This window comes from Mycobacterium sp. IDUB_19, assembly GCF_055419445.1.
In genome coordinates, this window is record NZ_JBVAXR010000006.1 from 35,084 (window position 1) to 53,038 (window position 17,955).

The following is a 17,955-nucleotide window of genomic DNA, read 5'->3' on the forward strand; positions in this document are numbered from 1 at the left end:
CCCCTCGTGGACTATGGCAGCAGCACCTCGTTAGGTGAGGCGGCTACACGAACACAGGCCACTGACCCCGAACGTCGAAAGACGCCCCGGGTCAGGACAGCTTCTCCCGGCTTAAGGGTTGAGCCAAAGTGGCTTCCGGAGTTCCGGACACGTCGTGTGGTGCCAAAGCTCTGACGAGAGGGGTGCGGATTTCCGGCGGTCGTCGGATTCTGAACTCCTTTTGGTGCGCGCAGCAGGCGCGGGTAACCGCACGCGTCGTGGCCGTAGGGGAGGTGAGGGACGCATGAGTTCCAGTGGCAGTCCGGAGCGAAATCCGGGCTCCGTTCCGTCCCGATCCGGCCTCCGGCTCGACGCCCTGCGCTGAGTCACCGCAACGCTGATCGACTTACCGCTCAAGCGTTCTCGGATCGGAACTCCTACGGGACGGACCCTCAGTCCAGTCAGTACCCGCCTGCAATTCCGTCAGGAGACGATCATGACCGCAGTGCTGTTCGACGAAGTAGTCGCCGTAGCGCCCGCCCGCAACCTGCACGTGGTGCGCGACACGACCCCCACGCAGGCCGCCGCGCCCAAGAAGGCAGTGCGGCGCGCCGACGCCCTGCCGTTCGGCCTCGGCCACGACCCGGTAGTGGACGGGGTGGCGCTGCTGCTGACCGTTCCGGTGCGGCACGTGTACGCGGCCCTGTTGCGTGTTGGGCTGCTCGAAGTCCGGGCTTGATCGGAATGGATGCGTCCGTTGGAGCCGGCAGTGATTGATTTGCAGTGGTCCGTAGAATCTTCCTAACGGCACCGATCCGGCCATCACCGGGGAGCCTTCGGAAGAACAGCCCGCAAGGCCCAGTAGACCCGAACGGGTAGGCCCGTCACAGCCACAATCGAGCGGCCGCGCGTGAGCGCGGCAAGCGGGGTGGTACCGCGGTGCTCGCGCAGGTAGCGCGTCGTCGTCCCCGGCCTGACCGTAGGCACGCAGGAGACGACGCGCACCGTGACCGAAAACGCTGACGCCAGGGCTTATCCCAAGCTCGCCGGTGGGGCACCCGACTTCCCATCGTTGGAAGTCGACGTCCTCGACTACTGGGCCCGCGACGACACCTTCGGGGCCAGCATCGCCCGACGCGACGGCGCGCAAGAGTACGTGTTCTATGACGGGCCGCCGTTCGCCAACGGGCTGCCGCACTACGGGCACCTGCTCACCGGCTACGTGAAAGACATTGTCCCGCGGTACCGCACGATGCGCGGCTACAAGGTGGACCGCCGCTTCGGCTGGGATACCCACGGGCTGCCCGCCGAACTCGAAGTCGAACGCCAACTCGGCATCACCGACAAGTCCCAGATCGACGACATGGGCATCGCCGCGTTCAACGAGGCCTGCCGGGAATCGGTGTTGCGCTACACCGACGAATGGCAGGCCTACGTCACCCGTCAGGCCCGGTGGGTCGACTTCGACAACGACTACAAGACGCTCGATCTGCCCTACATGGAATCGGTGATCTGGGCGTTCAGACAGCTGTGGGACAAGGGCCTGGCTTATGAGGGCTACCGGGTGCTGCCGTACTGCTGGCGAGACGAAACCCCGTTGTCCAACCACGAATTGCGGATGGACGACGACGTCTATCAGAGCCGCCAGGACCCGGCCCTCACCGTGGGTTTCAAGGTGACCGGTGGCGAGCTGGACGGCGCCTACCTGTTGGTGTGGACGACGACGCCGTGGACCCTGCCGTCCAACCTGGCCGTTGCCGTCAACCCGGACGTGACCTACGTGCACGTACGGGTGGGGGAGCAGCGGTTCGTGCTGGCCGAGGCGCGGCTTGGCGCCTACGCCCGGGAAATCGGTGAGGAGCCCGAGGTGCTCGGTGAGTACCGGGGCGCCGACCTGCTGGGTACCCGCTACCTGCCCCCGTTCCCGTATTTCATGGACCGAGAAGAGGGGCGGGCCAACGCATTTCAGGTGCTGCCGGGCGACTTCGTGACCACCGAGGACGGCACCGGGATCGTGCACATGGCGCCGGCCTACGGTGAGGACGACATGGCGACCACCGACAAGGTGGGCATCGTTCCGGTCACCCCCGTCGACTCCAAGGGCCGGTTCGACATCACGGTCCCGGATTACCACGGGCAGCATGTCTTTGACGCCAACCCGCACATCATCCGCGACCTGAAGAACCAGAGCGGGCCGGCCGCGGTGAACCAGCCGGTATTGGTGCGTCACGAAACCTACGACCACCCCTATCCGCACTGCTGGCGATGCCGCAATCCGCTGATCTACCGGGCGGTGTCGTCGTGGTTCGTCACGGTCACCGAATTCCGGGATCGCATGGTGGAACTCAACCAGGAGATCACCTGGTACCCGGAGCACGTCAAGGACGGCCAGTTCGGTAAGTGGCTGCAGGGCGCCCGCGACTGGTCGATCTCGCGAAACCGTTACTGGGGCACCCCGATTCCGGTATGGAAGTCCGACGACCCGGCCTATCCGCGCATCGACGTCTACGGCAGCCTCGACGAACTCGAGCGCGACTTCGGCGTACGGCCCACCAATCTGCACCGCCCTTACATCGACGAGCTCACCCGGCCCAACCCCGACGATCCGACCGGTAACAGCACGATGCGGCGCATCCCCGAAGTGCTTGACGTGTGGTTCGACTCGGGCTCGATGCCGTACGCCCAGGTACATTTTCCGTTCGAGAACGCGGATTGGTTCGACGGCCACTACCCAGGCGATTTCATCGTGGAATACATCGGGCAGACCCGAGGCTGGTTCTACACCCTGCATGTGTTGGCCACCGCGCTGTTCGACCGGCCGGCGTTCAAAACCTGTGTGGCACATGGGATTGTGCTGGGTTCCGACGGCCAGAAGATGAGCAAGTCGCTGCGCAACTACCCGGATGTCAGCGAGGTGTTCGACCGCGACGGCTCCGACGCGATGCGGTGGTTCCTGATGGCCTCGCCGATCCTGCGCGGCGGGAATCTGATCGTCACCGAACAGGGTATCCGTGAAGGCGTGCGGCAGGTACTGCTGCCGATGTGGAACGCGTACAGCTTCCTGGCCCTCTACGCGCCGAAAGTCGGTACCTGGGGCACCGATTCGGCACACGTGCTGGATCGCTATATTCTGGCGAAGCTCGCCGTCCTGCGTGACGAGCTCACCGAATCGCTGGAGGTCTGCGACATCTCGGGCGCCTGCGAACAGCTGCGCCAGTTCACCGAGGCACTGACGAATTGGTATGTGCGACGGTCGCGTTCGCGGTTCTGGGAAGAGGACAGCGATGCCATCGACACCTTGCACACCGTGCTGGAGGTCACTTCGCGGCTCGCCGCGCCGCTGCTTCCGTTGATCACCGAGATCATCTGGCGCGGTTTGACCAGTGAGCGGTCGGTGCACCTGACGGACTGGCCGCAAGCCGGCGAGCTGCCCGCGGACCCCGAGTTGGTTGCCGCGATGGACCAGGTTCGCGAGGTGTGCTCGGCCGCGTCGTCGCTGCGCAAGGCCAAGAAATTGCGGGTGCGCCTTCCGCTGCTGAAACTGACTGTGGCAGTGGATGATCCGCAACAGCTGGTGCCATTCACCGACCTGATCGCCGACGAGCTCAACGTCAAGAGTGTGGAACTGACCGACGCGATCGACACCTACGGTCGCTTCGAGCTCACTGTCAACGCCCGGGTGGCCGGGCCGCGGTTGGGTAAGGACGTGCAAGCCGCCATCAAGGCGGTCAAGGCCGGCGAGGGCGTCGTCAACCCGGATGGCACCCTGACCGCCGGTCCGGCGGTGCTGCAACCCGAGGAGTACAGCTCACGGCTGGTGGCTGCCGATCCGGAGTTCACCGCGGCGCTGCCCGCCGGAGCCGGTCTGGTGGTGCTGGACGGAACGGTGACCCCGGAGCTGGAGGCCGAAGGTTGGGCCAAGGACCGGATCCGCGAGCTGCAGGAGTTGCGCAAGAACACCGGGTTGGATGTCTCCGATCGCATCAGGGTGGTGATGGCGGTGCCCGCCGAGCGTGCCGACTGGGCGCGTACTCACCGAGATCTGATCGCGGGTGAAATCCTGGCCACCAGTTTCGAATTCGGCGATCCCGCAGACGCAGCGGAGATCGGCGATGGCGTGCGGGTGATCATCTCTAAAGCTTGAACCGCGAAAGTGCAACTAGCGACGTGATCTCCGAGTAACCCCGTCGGCAGTTGCACTCTCGCGCGCATGTCGGGGTGTCGTGGCAGTCTGCGCTCGTGGGGGCAACACCATTTCTCGGAACCGAAGCTGTCCGTGCCGGCGCATGGACCGAACGAGAGTTGCGACGCTCCTGCACCCGGATCTACCGCAATGTCTATCAACGACGGGGCGGCGAGCTGACAGCAAGAGATCGCGCTTTCGCTGCCTGGCTGTGGTCGGGCAAAAAGGCGGTGGTGGCAGGCAACTCCGCGGCGGCGCTGCTCGGTGCGGGCTGGGTTGACCCCCACGCGCCGGCTGAACTCATCACTGATCGCAAACATCCGCCGTCGCTGATCATCACTCGCAACGAGAGGCTGCTGGCCGGAGAAACGACCGAAATCGATGGTATGCCGGTGACGTCGCCCGCCCGCACCGCATTCGACCTGGCTCGTCGACCCGGGTTGGAAACCGCCATCATTCGACTCGACGCCCTGGCGCGAGCGACCGGGTTCACCGTCGACAACGTGGAGGCCTTGGCTGCCTCGCACCGGGCTGTCCGGGGTTTGAATCAGTTGAGGCTTGTACTGCCTCTTATTGACGCCGGCGCCGAATCACCACAGGAGACGAGGACCAGGCTGGTGCTGATCAACGGCGGTTTACCCAGACCGCAGACCCAGATCGTGGTGCGCAACGTTTGGGGCGCCGTGCTGGCCCGCATCGACATGGGATGGAAGGACTGGCTTGTCGGGGTGGAATACGACGGCCCACAACACTGGACCGACCCGCGTATTCGTGCCAGGGACATCGAACGCACGGCCGATCTGGAGAACCTGGGGTGGCGTCTGGTCCGGGTCGGAGCCGACCTCCTGCGCCACCAACCCGACGTGGTCGTCGAGCGCGTCCGTCGTGCGCTGTTGGCCGCCGGCTACCCGTCTATTCGCGAAAGTGCAACTGCCGATGCATTTCCCGACCAAACCCGTCGATAGTTGCACTCTCGCGGCATCGCTAAGGTTTGACCGCGCGCCAGCGCAGCCTGCCGCCGCGAACCTCGACCTCGACATCGCCAAATCCCGCCGCGCGCAAGCGATCCGGCAGGGTGTCCGGCGAGACGGTGTTGCAGGTGTCGCGGAAATGCAGAATCCGGAAGCGCAGCGACGTCACGCTGTCGCTGCCGGCGAAAACCCCACCGGCACGCAGCACGCGGAAAGCCTCGGCGAACAACCGGTCCTGCAGTTCGACGGTCGGGACGTGGTGCAGCATCGTGAACGACACCACCGAGCTGAACTCGTCGGCCGGCAATCCGGTTTTGGTGGCGTCGCCGTTGATGATTCGCGCCCGGTCGCCGTACAGCCGCTGCAGTCGCTGCGCCATCGGGGTATCGATCTCGACCGAGGTGAGCTTCGGCGTCTTGTCGACCAGCACCCGCAGGATCGCCCCATAGCCGGGCCCGATTTCCAGCGTGTTGTCGCCCAGGTCTACGTCGGCCAGCGCCCACGGCAGCAGATCGTCTTCGACCGCTTTGGCCCAGCGGTCCGAGCTGCAGATCCGTCGGTGCGCGAGGTTCATGGCCATGTGGAAAACGTTAGCCCCATAGCATCGACCCTGTGGAGTCCCGTTGGGTGCTGCACCTGGATATGGACGCGTTTTTCGCCTCCGTCGAGCAGCTCACCCGGCCGACCCTGAGAGGTCGGCCGGTGCTGGTGGGCGGGCTGGGCGGCCGGGGAGTGGTGGCCGGGGCGAGCTATGAGGCCCGGGTGTTCGGGGCGCGGTCGGCCATGCCGATGCATCAGGCCCGCCGGATGATCGGCGTGACCGCGGTGGTGTTACCGCCGCGCGGAGTGGTGTACGGGATCGCCAGCCGGCGGGTGTTCGACGCCGTACGCGGCGTGGTGCCCGTCGTCGAGCAGCTTTCCTTCGACGAGGCTTTCGGGGAGCCCTCGCAGCTCGCCGGGGCGTCCGCGGCGGACGTCGAGGAGTTCTGCGAGGGGTTGCGGCAACGGGTGCGCGACGAGACCGGTTTGATCGCCTCGGTCGGGGCGGGCTCGGGCAAGCAGATCGCCAAGATCGCGTCGGGTTTGGCCAAACCCGACGGCATTCGGGTGGTCCGGCGCGACGAGGAACGGCTGCTGCTCGACGGGTTGCCGGTGCGGCGGCTATGGGGAATCGGCCCGGTGGCCCAGGAGAAGCTGAACCGCCTCGGCATCGAGACGATCGGCCAACTGGCCGCGTTGACCGACGCCGAGGTGGCCAACATCCTGGGCGTGACCGTCGGGCCGGCGCTGCACCGGCTGGCTCGCGGCATCGACGACCGCCCCGTCGCGGAGCGCGCCGAAGCCAAGCAGATCAGCGCCGAATCCACCTTCGCGGTCGACCTGACCAGCCTGGAGCAGCTGCACAACGCGATCGATCCGATCGCCGAGCATGCGCATCAACGCCTGCTGCGTGACGGCCGCGGCGCCCGCACCGTCACGGTGAAGCTGAAGAAGTCCGACATGAGCACGCTGACCCGCTCGGCAACCCTGCCCTACGCGACGACCGAGCCCGCCGCGCTGATCGCGGTGGCCCGGCGACTGCTGCTCGATCCGCGCGAGATCGGGCCCATTCGTCTACTCGGCGTTGGGTTTTCGGGGCTCAGCGACGTACGCCAGGAGTCGCTGTTCTCCGATCTGGAGCTGGCGGCGCCGGAATCGGAGGCGCAGCACTCCTTCCAAACGGCAACAGAGACCGCGACCGAGGCCATGTTCGGGCCGGCACCGGAAGCCTCGCCGTGGCGGGTGGGCGACGACGTAGAGCACCGCGAACTCGGGCACGGCTGGGTGCAGGGCGCCGGGCACGGCGTGGTGACCGTGCGATTCGAAACGCGGAGCAGCGGACCGGGGCAGGCCCGGACGTTCGCCGCCGGCACCACCGACCTCGTCGGCGCCAACCCGATCGACTCCCTGGACTGGCGGGAGTACCTGGGCGCGCTGCGCGCCGAGGAGCCCGCCGACGCGTCAGCCCCAGCGAGCGACGACGTCGCCGACCGGTAACCGCGCGGCGAGCGCGGCCATCAGCAGCACCCGGGCCTGCGGCGGCCGCAACCGCGGCACCATCACGGCGCCGGCTTCGACCAGGTCGTGGCCGGGACCGTAGCCCGCGCTGACCCGGCCGCCGGGAACCCGGGTGGACACCCCCACGACGATGCCGTCGGCGCAGTGCCGACGGACGCCGTCGACCACCGCGGCCCCGGCGTTACCCGAGCCCAGCGCCTCCAGCACGACGGCTCGCGCTCCGGCGGCCACACACGCGTCCAGCGCCACCGAATCACTGCCCAGATAGGCCGCGACGATGTCGACCCGGGGTGCGTCGCCGGCCCGCAACTCGCCCAGGTAGGGGCGGACCTTGGCGCCGGTCAGCGCCACGCCGCCCGGCGTCGTGCCGACCAAGTCGCCGGCGAACCCGCTCAGATCCTGGGTAGCCGCCTTGTGCAGGCCCAGCGGTTGCAGCACCCGGCCGGCGAACGACACCAGCACGCCGAGGCCCCGCGCGGCCGGGCTGGCCGCCACCGCCACCGCGTCGCGCAGATTGACCGGGCCGTCCGCGTCAGGGGCATCGGCGCTGCGCATGGCGCCGGTCAGGACGACCGGGGCGTTGCCCGCATAGGTGAGCTCGAACCACAGGGCGCTTTCCTCCATGGTGTCGGTGCCGTGCGCGACGACCACGCCCTCGGCGCCATTCTGGACCGCGGCCCCCACGGCGGCGCTGATCCGATCCCAGTCGGCCGTCGTCAACTCCGAGCTGTCCACCGCCATCAGGTCGACGACGTCGACGTCGAGACCGGAGGTCAGGTCGGTTCCGCTGCGGCTGGGACGGCGCACGCCGTCGGCGCCGGTGCTGGTCGAAATCGTGCCGCCGGTGGCGATGACGGTGATGCGACCCATGGTCGAATCATTCCGCACGCGCCGTGGCGGCGAGGCCGCACCCAACCAAGCCGAGCGCTAGGGGATGATAGGCAGGTGCCCGAAGAACCAACAGGATCGGCTGAGCCGGTGACGTCAGCGGGGGAGGCTGCAACGTCCGGGGAAGTGGAACAACCCGAAACCCCTGCGCCGCAGCCAGCTCCGAGGCGGCTCCGCCTGCTGGTGTCGGTGGCGGCCGTCGTACTGGCGCTCGACATCGTGACCAAGGTGCTCGCCGTCAAACTGCTGCCGCCGGGGCAGCCGGTGTCGATCATCGGCGACACCGTGACCTGGACGTTGGTACGCAATTCGGGGGCCGCATTCTCGATGGCGACCGGGTACACCTGGATGTTGACGCTGATCGCCACCTGTGTCGTGATCGGCATCTTCTGGATGGGCCGACGGCTGGTATCGCCCTGGTGGGCGGTGGGCCTCGGCATGATCCTCGGCGGCGCCATGGGCAACCTGGTCGATCGCTTCTTCCGCGCGCCCGGGCCGCTGCGCGGCCATGTCGTGGACTTTTTGTCGATCGGCTGGTGGCCGGTGTTCAACGTCGCCGATCCGTCGGTGGTCGGCGGCGCGATCCTGCTCGTCGTGCTCTCGGTTTTCGGCTTCGACTTCGACAACGTGGGTCGCCGCAAGGCCGACGGGAACTCCGAGGGTCGGGGCAAGGCCGATGAGCGCGGTGTGAGTGACTGACCGCTCGATGTCCGTTCCGGAGGGATTGGCGGGCATGCGTGTTGATGCCGGGTTGTCCCGGCTGCTGGGCCTGTCCCGCAGCGCCGTGGCGGCCATCGCCGAAGACGGTGGCGTCGAGCTGGACGGTGTGCAGGCCGGGAAGTCTGACCGGCTGACACCCGGCGCCTGGCTGGAGGTTCGGTTGCCCGAGGCGCCGGCGCCGCCGGAGAACACCCCGGTCGACATCGAGGGCATGACGATCCTGTACTCCGACGACGACATCGTTGTGGTCGACAAGCCTGCGGCGGTGGCCGCACACGCCTCCGTGGGCTGGAGCGGGCCCACCGTGCTCGGCGGCCTGGCCGCCGCGGGTTACCGGATCACCACATCGGGTGTGCACGAGCGGCAGGGCATCGTGCATCGCCTCGACGTCGGCACCTCCGGGGTGATGGTGGTTGCGATCTCCGAGCGCGCCTACACCCAGCTCAAGCGAGCGTTCAAGCAGCGCACCGTCGACAAGCGTTATCACGCTCTGGTGCAAGGACATCCGGACCCGTCCAGCGGGACGATCGACGCGCCGATCGGACGGCATCGCGGGGGTGAGTGGAAGTTCGCGATCACCCAGAACGGCCGGCACAGCGTCACCCACTACGACACCGTGGAAGCGTTCGCCGCCGCCAGCCTGCTCGACGTACACCTGGAAACCGGTCGTACCCACCAGATTCGGGTGCATTTCGCCGCATTGCACCATCCGTGCTGTGGGGACCTGGTCTACGGGGCCGACCCGAAGCTCGCGAAAAGACTTGGGCTGGAACGTCAGTGGCTGCACGCGCGGTCACTGGCGTTCGCTCATCCGGCCGACGGGCGGTGGGTGGAGTTCGTCAGCCCGTACCCGGCCGACCTAGAGCACGCGTTGGGTGTGTTGCGCCACGAGGAGTGATCAGCCGGGTTTGCGGGCTTCGACCAGAACCCGGGTGGCGTGCGCGACGAACGGCCCGCCGGATTCGATGCGGTCGTGCAGTTCGCGCAGCCGATCGCGGAAGCGCTCCACCGTGAAGTCCGGCACCGTCCAAATCACCTTGCGCAGGAAGTAGACAACGGCGCCGATGTCGAAGTACTCCTGGCGCAGCCGCTCCATCCGCATGTCCACGACCTGCAGCCCGGCGGCCTGCGCCCCGGCCCGCTGAGTGTCGGGGTGCTGGCGGGCCCACGCCTCCGGCTGCGCTCCGATGAAGTACTCGGTCAACTCCGCCACGGTGGCCGGCCCGACGTGCTGGGCCAGGTAGGTACCGCCGGGGCGCAGCACCCGGGCGATCTCGGCCCAATCCATGGCGTTCGGGTGCCGGCTGGTCACCAGATCGAATGCCTCGTCGGCGAACGGCAGCGGCGACCCGGCCGGAGTCTGCACCACGACCACGCCGTGGGGATGCAAACGTTTGGTCGCCAAAGCCGCGTTCGGGGGCCATGTTTCGATGGCCGCCATGGTGGGCGGGAAGGGCGCCGCACCGGCCAGCACCTCCCCGCCGCCGGTGTGCAGGTCCAGTGCGGCCGACACGGTCGCATAACGCTGACTCATCAGCCGTTGGTAGCCCCATGACGGGCGTTGTTCGGTGGCGCGGTCGTCCAGCCACGAAAAATCCCAGCCGTCGACCGATACCGAATTGGCCTCTGCGACCAGATCTTCGAATGTACGGCCCATGCTAGGCATTGTCAGCCTCAAGACGTCGAGCAGACAAACTTCGTGCCGTTGAAATCAAGTTTGACTTCGCCCTGGTGCTCCCAGTATTCGGAGCCCTGCCGTCCATACCTCGCACCACTGCCGGACGGCAGCAGGAACAGGATCTGCTGCGTCCCCTTCCAGTTGAGCACCGCGGTCGGCGGGGCGAACTGGTTGTAGAACTGAGCGGTCAGCGGGCCGGCATCGGCGGGGCAGTGGTAGGTCATGACCGGTGGGGCCACAGTTGCGGGGTCGGCGATCGCCAACTGGACCAGGCGGGTCTGATAGGCCTCCAGCACGCAGGTGTGGACGTCGGCGTTGCTCGCACAGTTATCGCGGGTCGCTGCCCAGCCGGTCTGCGCGGCCGTCAGCGCGGATTGGTCCGCACCGGGGCGGGCCTGCGCCTGCCGATAGGCGGCCCCCAGCTGGCGCTCGAGGTCGAATAGATGCGAGTCGGTGCAGATCAGCTGTTGCGCGGAGTTCGCGGGTTTGGTGCAGTCGACGGCCGCCGGCACCGGCGCGGCCTGCGAGCTGGACTGGGTGATGGGCGGCGAACTGGTCACCGGGTGGTTGGTCGTGGAGCTGCAAGCGCCCACCAGCAATGCGGCGGCGATGACTGCGATCAGCCTCATACCTGCTGACTACCGGCTGCGCCGCGATCACCGCGCGCGACACGCCAGCGCGCCGAGAAATTCGTCCGTGCGGGCCGGCTCAGACCTTGGCGGTGCTGGCCTCGCCCGAGGTGATGTCCGGAGCCAGCGGTGCGACGACGCTGATGATTTCCACCACCGTTGTCGGCGGGACTCCCGCGGCGGCCAGTGCGTCGGCCAAATGCCCGGCCACCAGGTTGAAGTGGTGCATGGTGATGCCGCGGCCCTGATGCACTTGCTTCATCGGCGCGCCGGTATAGGCCTCGTGCGCGCCGAGGGCGGCCGCGAAGAACTCCACCTGCTTGCCCTTGAGGCGGTTCATGTTCGTTCCGGTGAAAAAGCCCGACAGTTGATCGTCGGCGAGCACGCGCACATAGAAGTCCTCGACGACGACTTCGAGCGCCTCGTGCCCGCCGATCCGGTCGTAGATGGTTGTCGGCTCCGGTTTGCGAAAGGTTGCCAGAAGTTTCATCCAACTATCCGAACACCGCGGCGTTGCCCGCCAGTTAGTCCGCGATCACGCCCGGATTGCCCGGCGTAACAAGCCGATTGCCGACGTGTGGCCGGATCTTCGATTGCTGGGTGAGCTGCAAAGCCCCGTCCACGGCACGGCAATCTGCAGCCCTCGTTGCGTGATGGCCTAGGTTGGCTGTATGACCCACGTCACACCACCCACCGTCAGGAGCGACAACCGATGAATCTCGGTGACTTAACGAACTTGGTGGAAAAGCCATTTGCGGTGGTCTCCAACATCATCAACACCCCCAACTCGGCCGGCCGATATCGGCCGTTCTATCTGCGGAATCTGCTTGACGCGGTGCAAGGCCACTCGCTCACCGATGCCGTCGAGGGGAGGACCGTCCTGATCACCGGGGCCTCGTCGGGTATCGGGGAGGCCGCGGCGAAGAAAATCGCGGCAGCCGGCGGAATCGTGGTGTTGGTGGCCCGCACCCCGGAAAACCTCGAGAAGGTCGCCGACGAGATTCGCGGCGACGGTGGCGTTGCCCACGTCTACCCATGCGACCTCTCGGACACGGACGCCATCGCCGCGATGTCGGACAAAGTGCTCGACGACCTCGGCGGAGTCGACATCCTGATCAACAATGCGGGTCGGTCCATCCGACGCTCGCTGGAACTCTCCTACGACCGGATCCACGACTATCAACGGACCATGCAGCTGAACTACCTGGGCGCGGTCCAGCTGATCCTCAAGTTCATCCCGGGGATGCGCGAGCGGGGTTTCGGACAGATCATCAATGTCTCGTCCGTCGGCGTGCAGACCCGCGCACCGCGTTTCGGCGCCTACATCGCCAGCAAAGCAGCACTGGACAGTCTGTGCGACGCACTGCAAGCCGAAGTCGTGACCGACGACGTTCGCTTCACCACGGTGCACATGGCGCTGGTGCGAACCCCGATGATCAGCCCCACCAAGATGTACGACAAGTTCCCCGCGCTGACGCCGGATCAGGCGGCCGGGGTGATCACCGACGCGATCGTGCAGCGGCCGCGGCGGGCCAGCTCACCGTTCGGGCAATTCGCCGCCCTCGCCGACGCCGTCAACCCGAATGTGATGGATCGGGTGCGGAACCGGGCATTCGGCATGTTCGACGACTCCCACGCCGCCAAGGGTGACGAATCATCCACCGACACATCGCAATTCGACAGAAGAAGTGAGACGTTCGTGCAAGCAACCCGCGGAATTCACTGGTGACGCCATGAGCCTTCCTCAATCCGGTAATCGGACGACCGTTGTTATCACCGGGGCCTCTTCGGGCATCGGAGCCGAGCTGGCTAACGGCCTGGCCCGGCGCGGGTTTCCGCTGTTGCTCGTGGCGCGGCGGCGCGAGCGGCTCGACGAGATCGCCAACCACGTGAGCGAGGAGTACTCGGTCGCGGCTGAGGTCATGCCCCTGGACCTGAGCGACACCAAGGCGCGCGCGAAATTGGCCGATCGGCTGCGCAGCGAACCGATCGCCGGCCTGTGCAACAGCGCCGGCTTCGGCACCAGCGGGGTGTTTCACGAGTTGCCGGTCGAACGCGAGAGTGAAGAGGTCATCCTCAATGCGCTCGCGTTGATGGAACTCACCCACGCGGCACTGCCCGGCATGGTCGAGCGGGGTGCCGGGGCGGTGATGAACATCGCGTCGATCGCCGCGTTCCAGCCTCTTCCCTTCATGGCGGTCTACTCGGCGACCAAGGCTTTTGTGCAGACGTTCTCCGAAGCCGTCCACGAGGAGCTGCACGGGACGGGGGTGTCGGTAACGGTGTTATGCCCGGGCCCGGTCCCCACCGAGTGGGCCGAGATCGCCAACGCCAAGCGGTTTAGCGTGCCGCTGGCGCAAGTCTCGCCCGCGGATGTCGCCGAGGCCGCCATCGGCGGGATGTTGGGCGGCAAGCGCACCGTCGTCCCCGGCGTCGTGCCCAAGGTCGTCAGCAACGGCGGTAGGTACACACCACGTAGCCTGCTGCTGCCGGCGATCCGCATCGGCAACCGATTCCGCGGCGGACCCAGCAACTGACGGCGTCCTCCACCCGGGGCGGCGCGTGTGCATCCCGGGCAACGAGTGTGCGTCCAGGGCGGGCCCGCTCGGCGTGTCGTCGCCGTGAGCGCACACCCAAAGCCGTGAGCGCACGTCGCCGAGCAGACCCGCGGGTTAGGTTTGCGTGATGGCCGCTGTGGAGCTCAACGCCGACGTCCCGATGACCCCGCAGGACATGTGGGAACACGTCGCCGATCTGGCGGACCTGGGTGCGTGGCTGACGATGCACGAGGGGTGGCGCAGCGAACTGCCCGACGAGATCGCCGAAGGCACCCAGATCATCGGCGTGGCCCGCGCCAAGGGCATGCGCAACCGGGTGACCTGGACGGTGACCAAGTGGGACCCGCCGCATGAGGTCGCGATGTCGGGTTCGGGTAAGGGCGGAACCAAGTACGGCGTCACCCTGACGGTGCGAGCGATCGGGGACGGGTCGAGCCTCGGTTTACGCCTTGAGCTGGGCGGTCGGGCGCTGTTCGGGCCGGTCGGATCGGCGGCGGCGCGCGCCGTCAGGGGCGACGTCGAGAAGTCGCTGCAGAACTTCGTCGAGCTGTACGGATAAAACCGGTGGCGATCGCAAGCGCGGCGGAGCCGGGCGCGGCGGGTCGTCACCAATCAAAACCGGTGGCGATCGCAAGCTCGGCGGAGCCGGGCGCTGCGGGTCGTCACCAATCAAAACCCAGACACACTTGCGCGACACGCCGAGGAAGCGTCGGTCGTCGGTCATAGACTGGCGTGCCTATGAGTCAGTCCTTCGTGCACCTGCATAACCACACCGAGTACTCGATGCTGGACGGTGCCGCGAAGATCACGCCGATGCTCGCCGAGGTCCAGCGGCTGGAAATGCCCGCGGTCGGGATGACCGACCACGGAAACATGTTCGGCGCCAGCGAGTTCTACAACGCGGCGACCAAGGTCGGGATCAAGCCCATCATCGGCGTCGAGGCCTACATCGCGCCGGCCTCGCGCTTCGACACCAAGCGAATCCTCTGGGGTGACCCCGGCCAGAAGTCCGACGACGTCTCGGGCAGTGGCTCCTACACGCACATGACGATGGTCGCCGAAAACGCCGCCGGACTGCGCAACCTGTTCAAGCTGTCGTCGTTCGCGTCGTTCGAGGGCCAGCTCGGCAAGTGGTCGCGGATGGACGCCGAGCTCATCGCCGAACACGCCGAGGGCATCATCGCCACCACCGGGTGCCCGTCGGGTGAGGTGCAGACGCGTCTTCGGTTGGGGCATGACCGCGAGGCGCTGGAGTCGGCCGCCAAGTGGCGCGAGATCTTCGGCGCCGACAACTACTTCCTGGAGCTGATGGACCACGGGCTGTCCATCGAGCAGCGCGTCCGCGAGGGCCTGCTCGAGATTGGCCGCAAGCTCGGTATTCCGCCGCTGGCCACCAACGACTGCCACTACGTCACCCGCGACGCCTCCCACAACCACGAGGCGCTGCTGTGCGTGCAGACCGGCAAGACGCTGTCGGATCCGAACCGGTTCAAGTTCGACGGCGACGGCTACTACCTGAAGTCGGCCGCCGAGATGCGCAGGATCTGGGATGGCGAGGTGCCCGGCGCCTGCGATTCCACTCTGCTGATCGCCGAGCGGGTGCAGTCCTACGCCGAGGTGTGGGCGCCGCGCGACCGGATGCCGGTCTTCCCGGTACCCGAGGGGCACGACCAGGGGACGTGGTTGCACCACGAGGTGATGGCGGGGTTGCAGCGACGGTTTCCGTCCGGTGTCGGCCAGGACTACATCGACCGGGCCGAGTTCGAGATCAAGGTCATCTGCGACAAGGGCTTCCCGGCGTACTTCCTGATCGTCGCCGACCTGATCAACTACGCGCGCTCGGTCGACATCCGGGTCGGGCCGGGGCGCGGTTCGGCGGCGGGTTCGCTGGTGGCCTACGCGATGGGCATCACCAACATCGATCCCATTCCGCACGGTCTGCTGTTCGAGCGCTTCCTCAACCCCGAGCGTCCGTCGGCACCCGACATCGATATCGACTTCGACGACCGTCGCCGCGGCGAGATGGTGCGCTATGCCGCCGAGAAGTGGGGCTCCGACCGCGTCGCTCAGGTCATCACCTTCGGCACGATTAAAACCAAAGCGGCGCTGAAGGATTCGGCGCGGATCCACTACGGGCAGCCCGGGTTCGCGATCGCGGACCGGATCACCAAAGCGCTGCCGCCGGCGATCATGGCCAAGGACATCCCGTTGTCCGGCATCACCGACCCGGCCCATGAGCGTTTCAAGGAGGCCGCCGAGGTCCGCGGCCTGATCGAGACCGACCCGGACGTGCGCACCATCTACCAAACGGCACGCGGCCTGGAAGGGCTGATCCGCAACGCCGGTGTGCACGCGTGTGCGGTGGTCATGAGCAGCGAGCCGTTGACCGAGGCCATCCCGCTGTGGAAGCGGCCGCAGGACGGCGCCATCATCACCGGCTGGGACTACCCGTCGTGTGAGGCCATCGGCCTGCTGAAGATGGACTTCCTGGGCCTGCGCAACCTGACGATCATCGGCGACGCGCTGGACAACATCAAGGCCAACAGGGGAATTGACCTCGACTTGGAGTCGGTGCCACTCGACGACAAACCCACCTACGAGCTGCTGGGCCGTGGCGACACCCTAGGTGTGTTTCAGCTCGACGGCGGCCCGATGCGCGACCTGCTGCGCCGGATGCAGCCGACCGAGTTCAACGACATCGTCGCCGTGCTGGCGCTGTACCGGCCGGGGCCGATGGGCATGAACGCCCACAACGACTACGCCGACCGCAAGAACGGCCGCCAGGCGGTCAAGGCGATCCACCCGGAGCTCGAGGAACCGCTGCGCGAGATCCTGGCCGAGACGCACGGCCTTATCGTCTATCAAGAGCAGATCATGTTCATCGCCCAGAAGGTCGCCTCCTACACGATGGGTAAGGCCGATGCGCTGCGCAAGGCGATGGGCAAGAAGAAGCTCGAGGTGCTGGAGGCGGAGTACAAGGGCTTCCAGGAAGGCATGACCGCCAACGGTTTCTCCGAGCGCGCGGTGAAAGCGTTGTGGGACACCATTCTTCCGTTCGCCGGGTATGCGTTCAACAAGTCGCACGCGGCCGGCTACGGCCTGGTCTCCTACTGGACCGCGTATCTGAAGGCCAACTATCCGGCCGAGTACATGGCGGGGCTGTTGACGTCGGTAGGCGACGACAAGGACAAGGCCGCGGTCTACCTGGCCGACTGCCGCAAGCTCGGCATCACGGTGTTGCCGCCGGACGTCAACGAGTCTCTGGTGAACTTCGCGTCGGTCGGAAAGGACATCCGCTTCGGCCTGGGCGCGGTGCGCAACGTCGGCGCCAACGTGGTGGGCTCGCTGATCAAAACCCGCAGCGAGAAAAGCAAATTCACCGATTTCTCGGACTACCTGAACAAGATCGACATCTCGGCGTGCAACAAGAAGGTCACTGAATCGCTGATCAAGGCGGGCGCGTTCGATTCGCTGGGGCATCCCCGCAAGGGTCTGTTCCTGGTGCACACCGATGCGGTCGACTCGGTGCTGGGCACCAAGAAGGCCGAGGCGATGGGCCAGTTCGACCTGTTCGGCGGCAGCGACGCCGGTGCCGACACCGTCTTCACCATCCGGGTGCCCGAGGACGAATGGGAAGACAAACACAAGCTCGCGCTGGAGCGGGAAATGCTGGGGCTCTACGTGTCCGGGCATCCGCTCAACGGCGTCGCACACCTGCTGTCCACACAGGTCGACACGCAGATACCCGCGATCCTCGACGGCGACGTCGCCAACGAGACCCAGGTACGGGTGGGCGGCATCCTGGCCTCGGTGAACCGGCGGGTCAACAAGAACGGAATGCCTTGGGCATCAGCCCAATTGGAAGACCTCACCGGTGGCATCGAGGTGATGTTCTTCCCGCACGCGTACTCTGCGTACGGCGCCGACATCGCCGACGACGCGGTGGTGCTGGTCAACGCCAAGGTGGCGATCCGCGACGACCGGATCTCGCTGATCGCCAATGAGCTTGTGGTGCCGGACTTTTCCAACGCGCAGCCGAACCGGCCGCTGGCGGTCAGCCTGCCCACGCGACAGTGCACCATCGACAAGGTCACTGCGCTCAAGCAGGTGCTGGCGCGTCATCCGGGAACCTCGCAGGTGCACCTGCGGCTGATCAGCGGCGACCGGATCACCACGCTGGAGCTGGATCAGTCGCTGCGGGTGACACCGTCGCCGGCGTTGATGGGTGACCTCAAGGAACTCCTCGGCCCGGGCTGCCTCGGCAGCTAAGCGCTCGATTCGGTGGGCCGAC

Annotated in this window: 15 protein-coding genes and 1 riboswitch; of the genes, 10 read left to right on the forward strand and 5 right to left on the reverse strand. The window is 66.7% G+C overall.

Translation table 11 applies throughout. From position 1 onward, the window contains the following. The first annotated feature begins 19 nt into the window (after positions 1 to 19). Positions 20 to 189: riboswitch (M-box (ykoK) riboswitch) on the forward strand. 286 nt (positions 190 to 475) lie between these two features. From ACZY0B_RS07410 to ACZY0B_RS07420, 3 genes are all read left to right on the forward strand, one after another. Beyond that, positions 476 to 718, forward strand: coding sequence for an Rv1535 family protein (locus ACZY0B_RS07410; protein WP_463763407.1), 243 nt, complete (start codon positions 476 to 478; stop codon positions 716 to 718). A 267-nt stretch (positions 719 to 985) separates the two neighbouring features. Then, complete coding sequence (ileS, locus tag ACZY0B_RS07415; protein WP_463763409.1) at positions 986 to 4,123, forward strand: isoleucine--tRNA ligase; 3,138 nt, start codon at positions 986 to 988, stop codon at positions 4,121 to 4,123. A 95-nt stretch (positions 4,124 to 4,218) separates the two neighbouring features. Beyond that, positions 4,219 to 5,127, forward strand: coding sequence for a DUF559 domain-containing protein (locus ACZY0B_RS07420; RefSeq protein ID WP_463763410.1), 909 nt, complete (start codon positions 4,219 to 4,221; stop codon positions 5,125 to 5,127). A 19-nt stretch (positions 5,128 to 5,146) separates the two neighbouring features. On the opposite strand, the gene ACZY0B_RS07425 is transcribed toward ACZY0B_RS07420, so the two are convergent. After that, positions 5,147 to 5,713 (reverse strand): class I SAM-dependent methyltransferase, encoded by a 567-nt coding sequence (locus tag ACZY0B_RS07425; protein ID WP_463763411.1) that lies wholly within the window; start codon positions 5,711 to 5,713, stop codon positions 5,147 to 5,149. Positions 5,714 to 5,745: 32 nt separating this feature from the next. Between ACZY0B_RS07425 and ACZY0B_RS07430 the strand changes: the two genes are divergently transcribed. Continuing rightward, a complete protein-coding gene (locus tag ACZY0B_RS07430) occupies positions 5,746 to 7,170 on the forward strand; it encodes a DNA polymerase IV (RefSeq protein ID WP_463763413.1) in 1,425 nt (474 codons plus the stop codon). Here ACZY0B_RS07430 and ACZY0B_RS07435 read toward each other — a convergent pair. Beyond that, the gene (locus tag ACZY0B_RS07435; protein ID WP_463763414.1) at positions 7,135 to 8,061 is read right to left on the reverse strand and encodes an asparaginase; all 927 of its coding nucleotides are present in this window, start codon (positions 8,059 to 8,061) and stop codon (positions 7,135 to 7,137) included. The two genes, ACZY0B_RS07430 and ACZY0B_RS07435, sit on opposite strands and share 36 nt — an antisense overlap. A 75-nt stretch (positions 8,062 to 8,136) precedes the next feature. Between ACZY0B_RS07435 and lspA the strand changes: the two genes are divergently transcribed. Together lspA and ACZY0B_RS07445 are read left to right on the forward strand one after the other, a co-directional pair. Continuing rightward, positions 8,137 to 8,778: a signal peptidase II gene (gene lspA / locus ACZY0B_RS07440; protein WP_463763416.1), complete on the forward strand. Its 642-nt coding sequence runs from the start codon at positions 8,137 to 8,139 to the stop codon at positions 8,776 to 8,778. Next, positions 8,771 to 9,697, forward strand: a complete 927-nt coding sequence (locus ACZY0B_RS07445) for an RluA family pseudouridine synthase (RefSeq protein ID WP_463763418.1) — start codon at positions 8,771 to 8,773, stop codon at positions 9,695 to 9,697. The genes lspA and ACZY0B_RS07445 overlap by 8 nt, the downstream gene beginning before the upstream one ends. On the opposite strand, the gene ACZY0B_RS07450 is transcribed toward ACZY0B_RS07445, so the two are convergent. The 3 genes from ACZY0B_RS07450 to ACZY0B_RS07460 all read right to left on the reverse strand — a co-directional run bounded on the left by ACZY0B_RS07450 (position 9,698) and on the right by ACZY0B_RS07460 (position 11,596). Further along, a complete protein-coding gene (locus ACZY0B_RS07450; RefSeq protein ID WP_463763419.1) occupies positions 9,698 to 10,456 on the reverse strand; it encodes a class I SAM-dependent methyltransferase in 759 nt (252 codons plus the stop codon). 17 nt (positions 10,457 to 10,473) lie between these two features. Beyond that, positions 10,474 to 11,106 carry an MliC family protein gene (locus ACZY0B_RS07455; protein ID WP_463763420.1) on the reverse strand — a complete coding sequence of 211 codons (633 nt, stop codon included), beginning with the start codon at positions 11,104 to 11,106 and terminating at the stop codon, positions 10,474 to 10,476. Positions 11,107 to 11,185: 79 nt separating this feature from the next. After that, the gene (locus ACZY0B_RS07460; RefSeq protein ID WP_463763421.1) at positions 11,186 to 11,596 is read right to left on the reverse strand and encodes a group I truncated hemoglobin; all 411 of its coding nucleotides are present in this window, start codon (positions 11,594 to 11,596) and stop codon (positions 11,186 to 11,188) included. Positions 11,597 to 11,818: 222 nt separating this feature from the next. Between ACZY0B_RS07460 and ACZY0B_RS07465 the strand changes: the two genes are divergently transcribed. The 4 genes from ACZY0B_RS07465 (at position 11,819) to dnaE (ending at position 17,933) form a co-directional block, all read left to right on the forward strand. After that, a complete protein-coding gene (locus ACZY0B_RS07465) occupies positions 11,819 to 12,835 on the forward strand; it encodes an SDR family NAD(P)-dependent oxidoreductase (RefSeq protein ID WP_463763422.1) in 1,017 nt (338 codons plus the stop codon). Between the two features lie 4 nt (positions 12,836 to 12,839). After that, positions 12,840 to 13,643, forward strand: coding sequence for an SDR family NAD(P)-dependent oxidoreductase (locus ACZY0B_RS07470; protein WP_463763423.1), 804 nt, complete (start codon positions 12,840 to 12,842; stop codon positions 13,641 to 13,643). A 148-nt stretch (positions 13,644 to 13,791) separates the two neighbouring features. After that, complete coding sequence (locus tag ACZY0B_RS07475) at positions 13,792 to 14,223, forward strand: type II toxin-antitoxin system Rv0910 family toxin (protein ID WP_463763424.1); 432 nt, start codon at positions 13,792 to 13,794, stop codon at positions 14,221 to 14,223. Positions 14,224 to 14,402: 179 nt separating this feature from the next. After that, complete coding sequence (gene dnaE / locus ACZY0B_RS07480; protein WP_463763425.1) at positions 14,403 to 17,933, forward strand: DNA polymerase III subunit alpha; 3,531 nt, start codon at positions 14,403 to 14,405, stop codon at positions 17,931 to 17,933. Positions 17,934 to 17,955 lie beyond the last annotated feature (22 nt).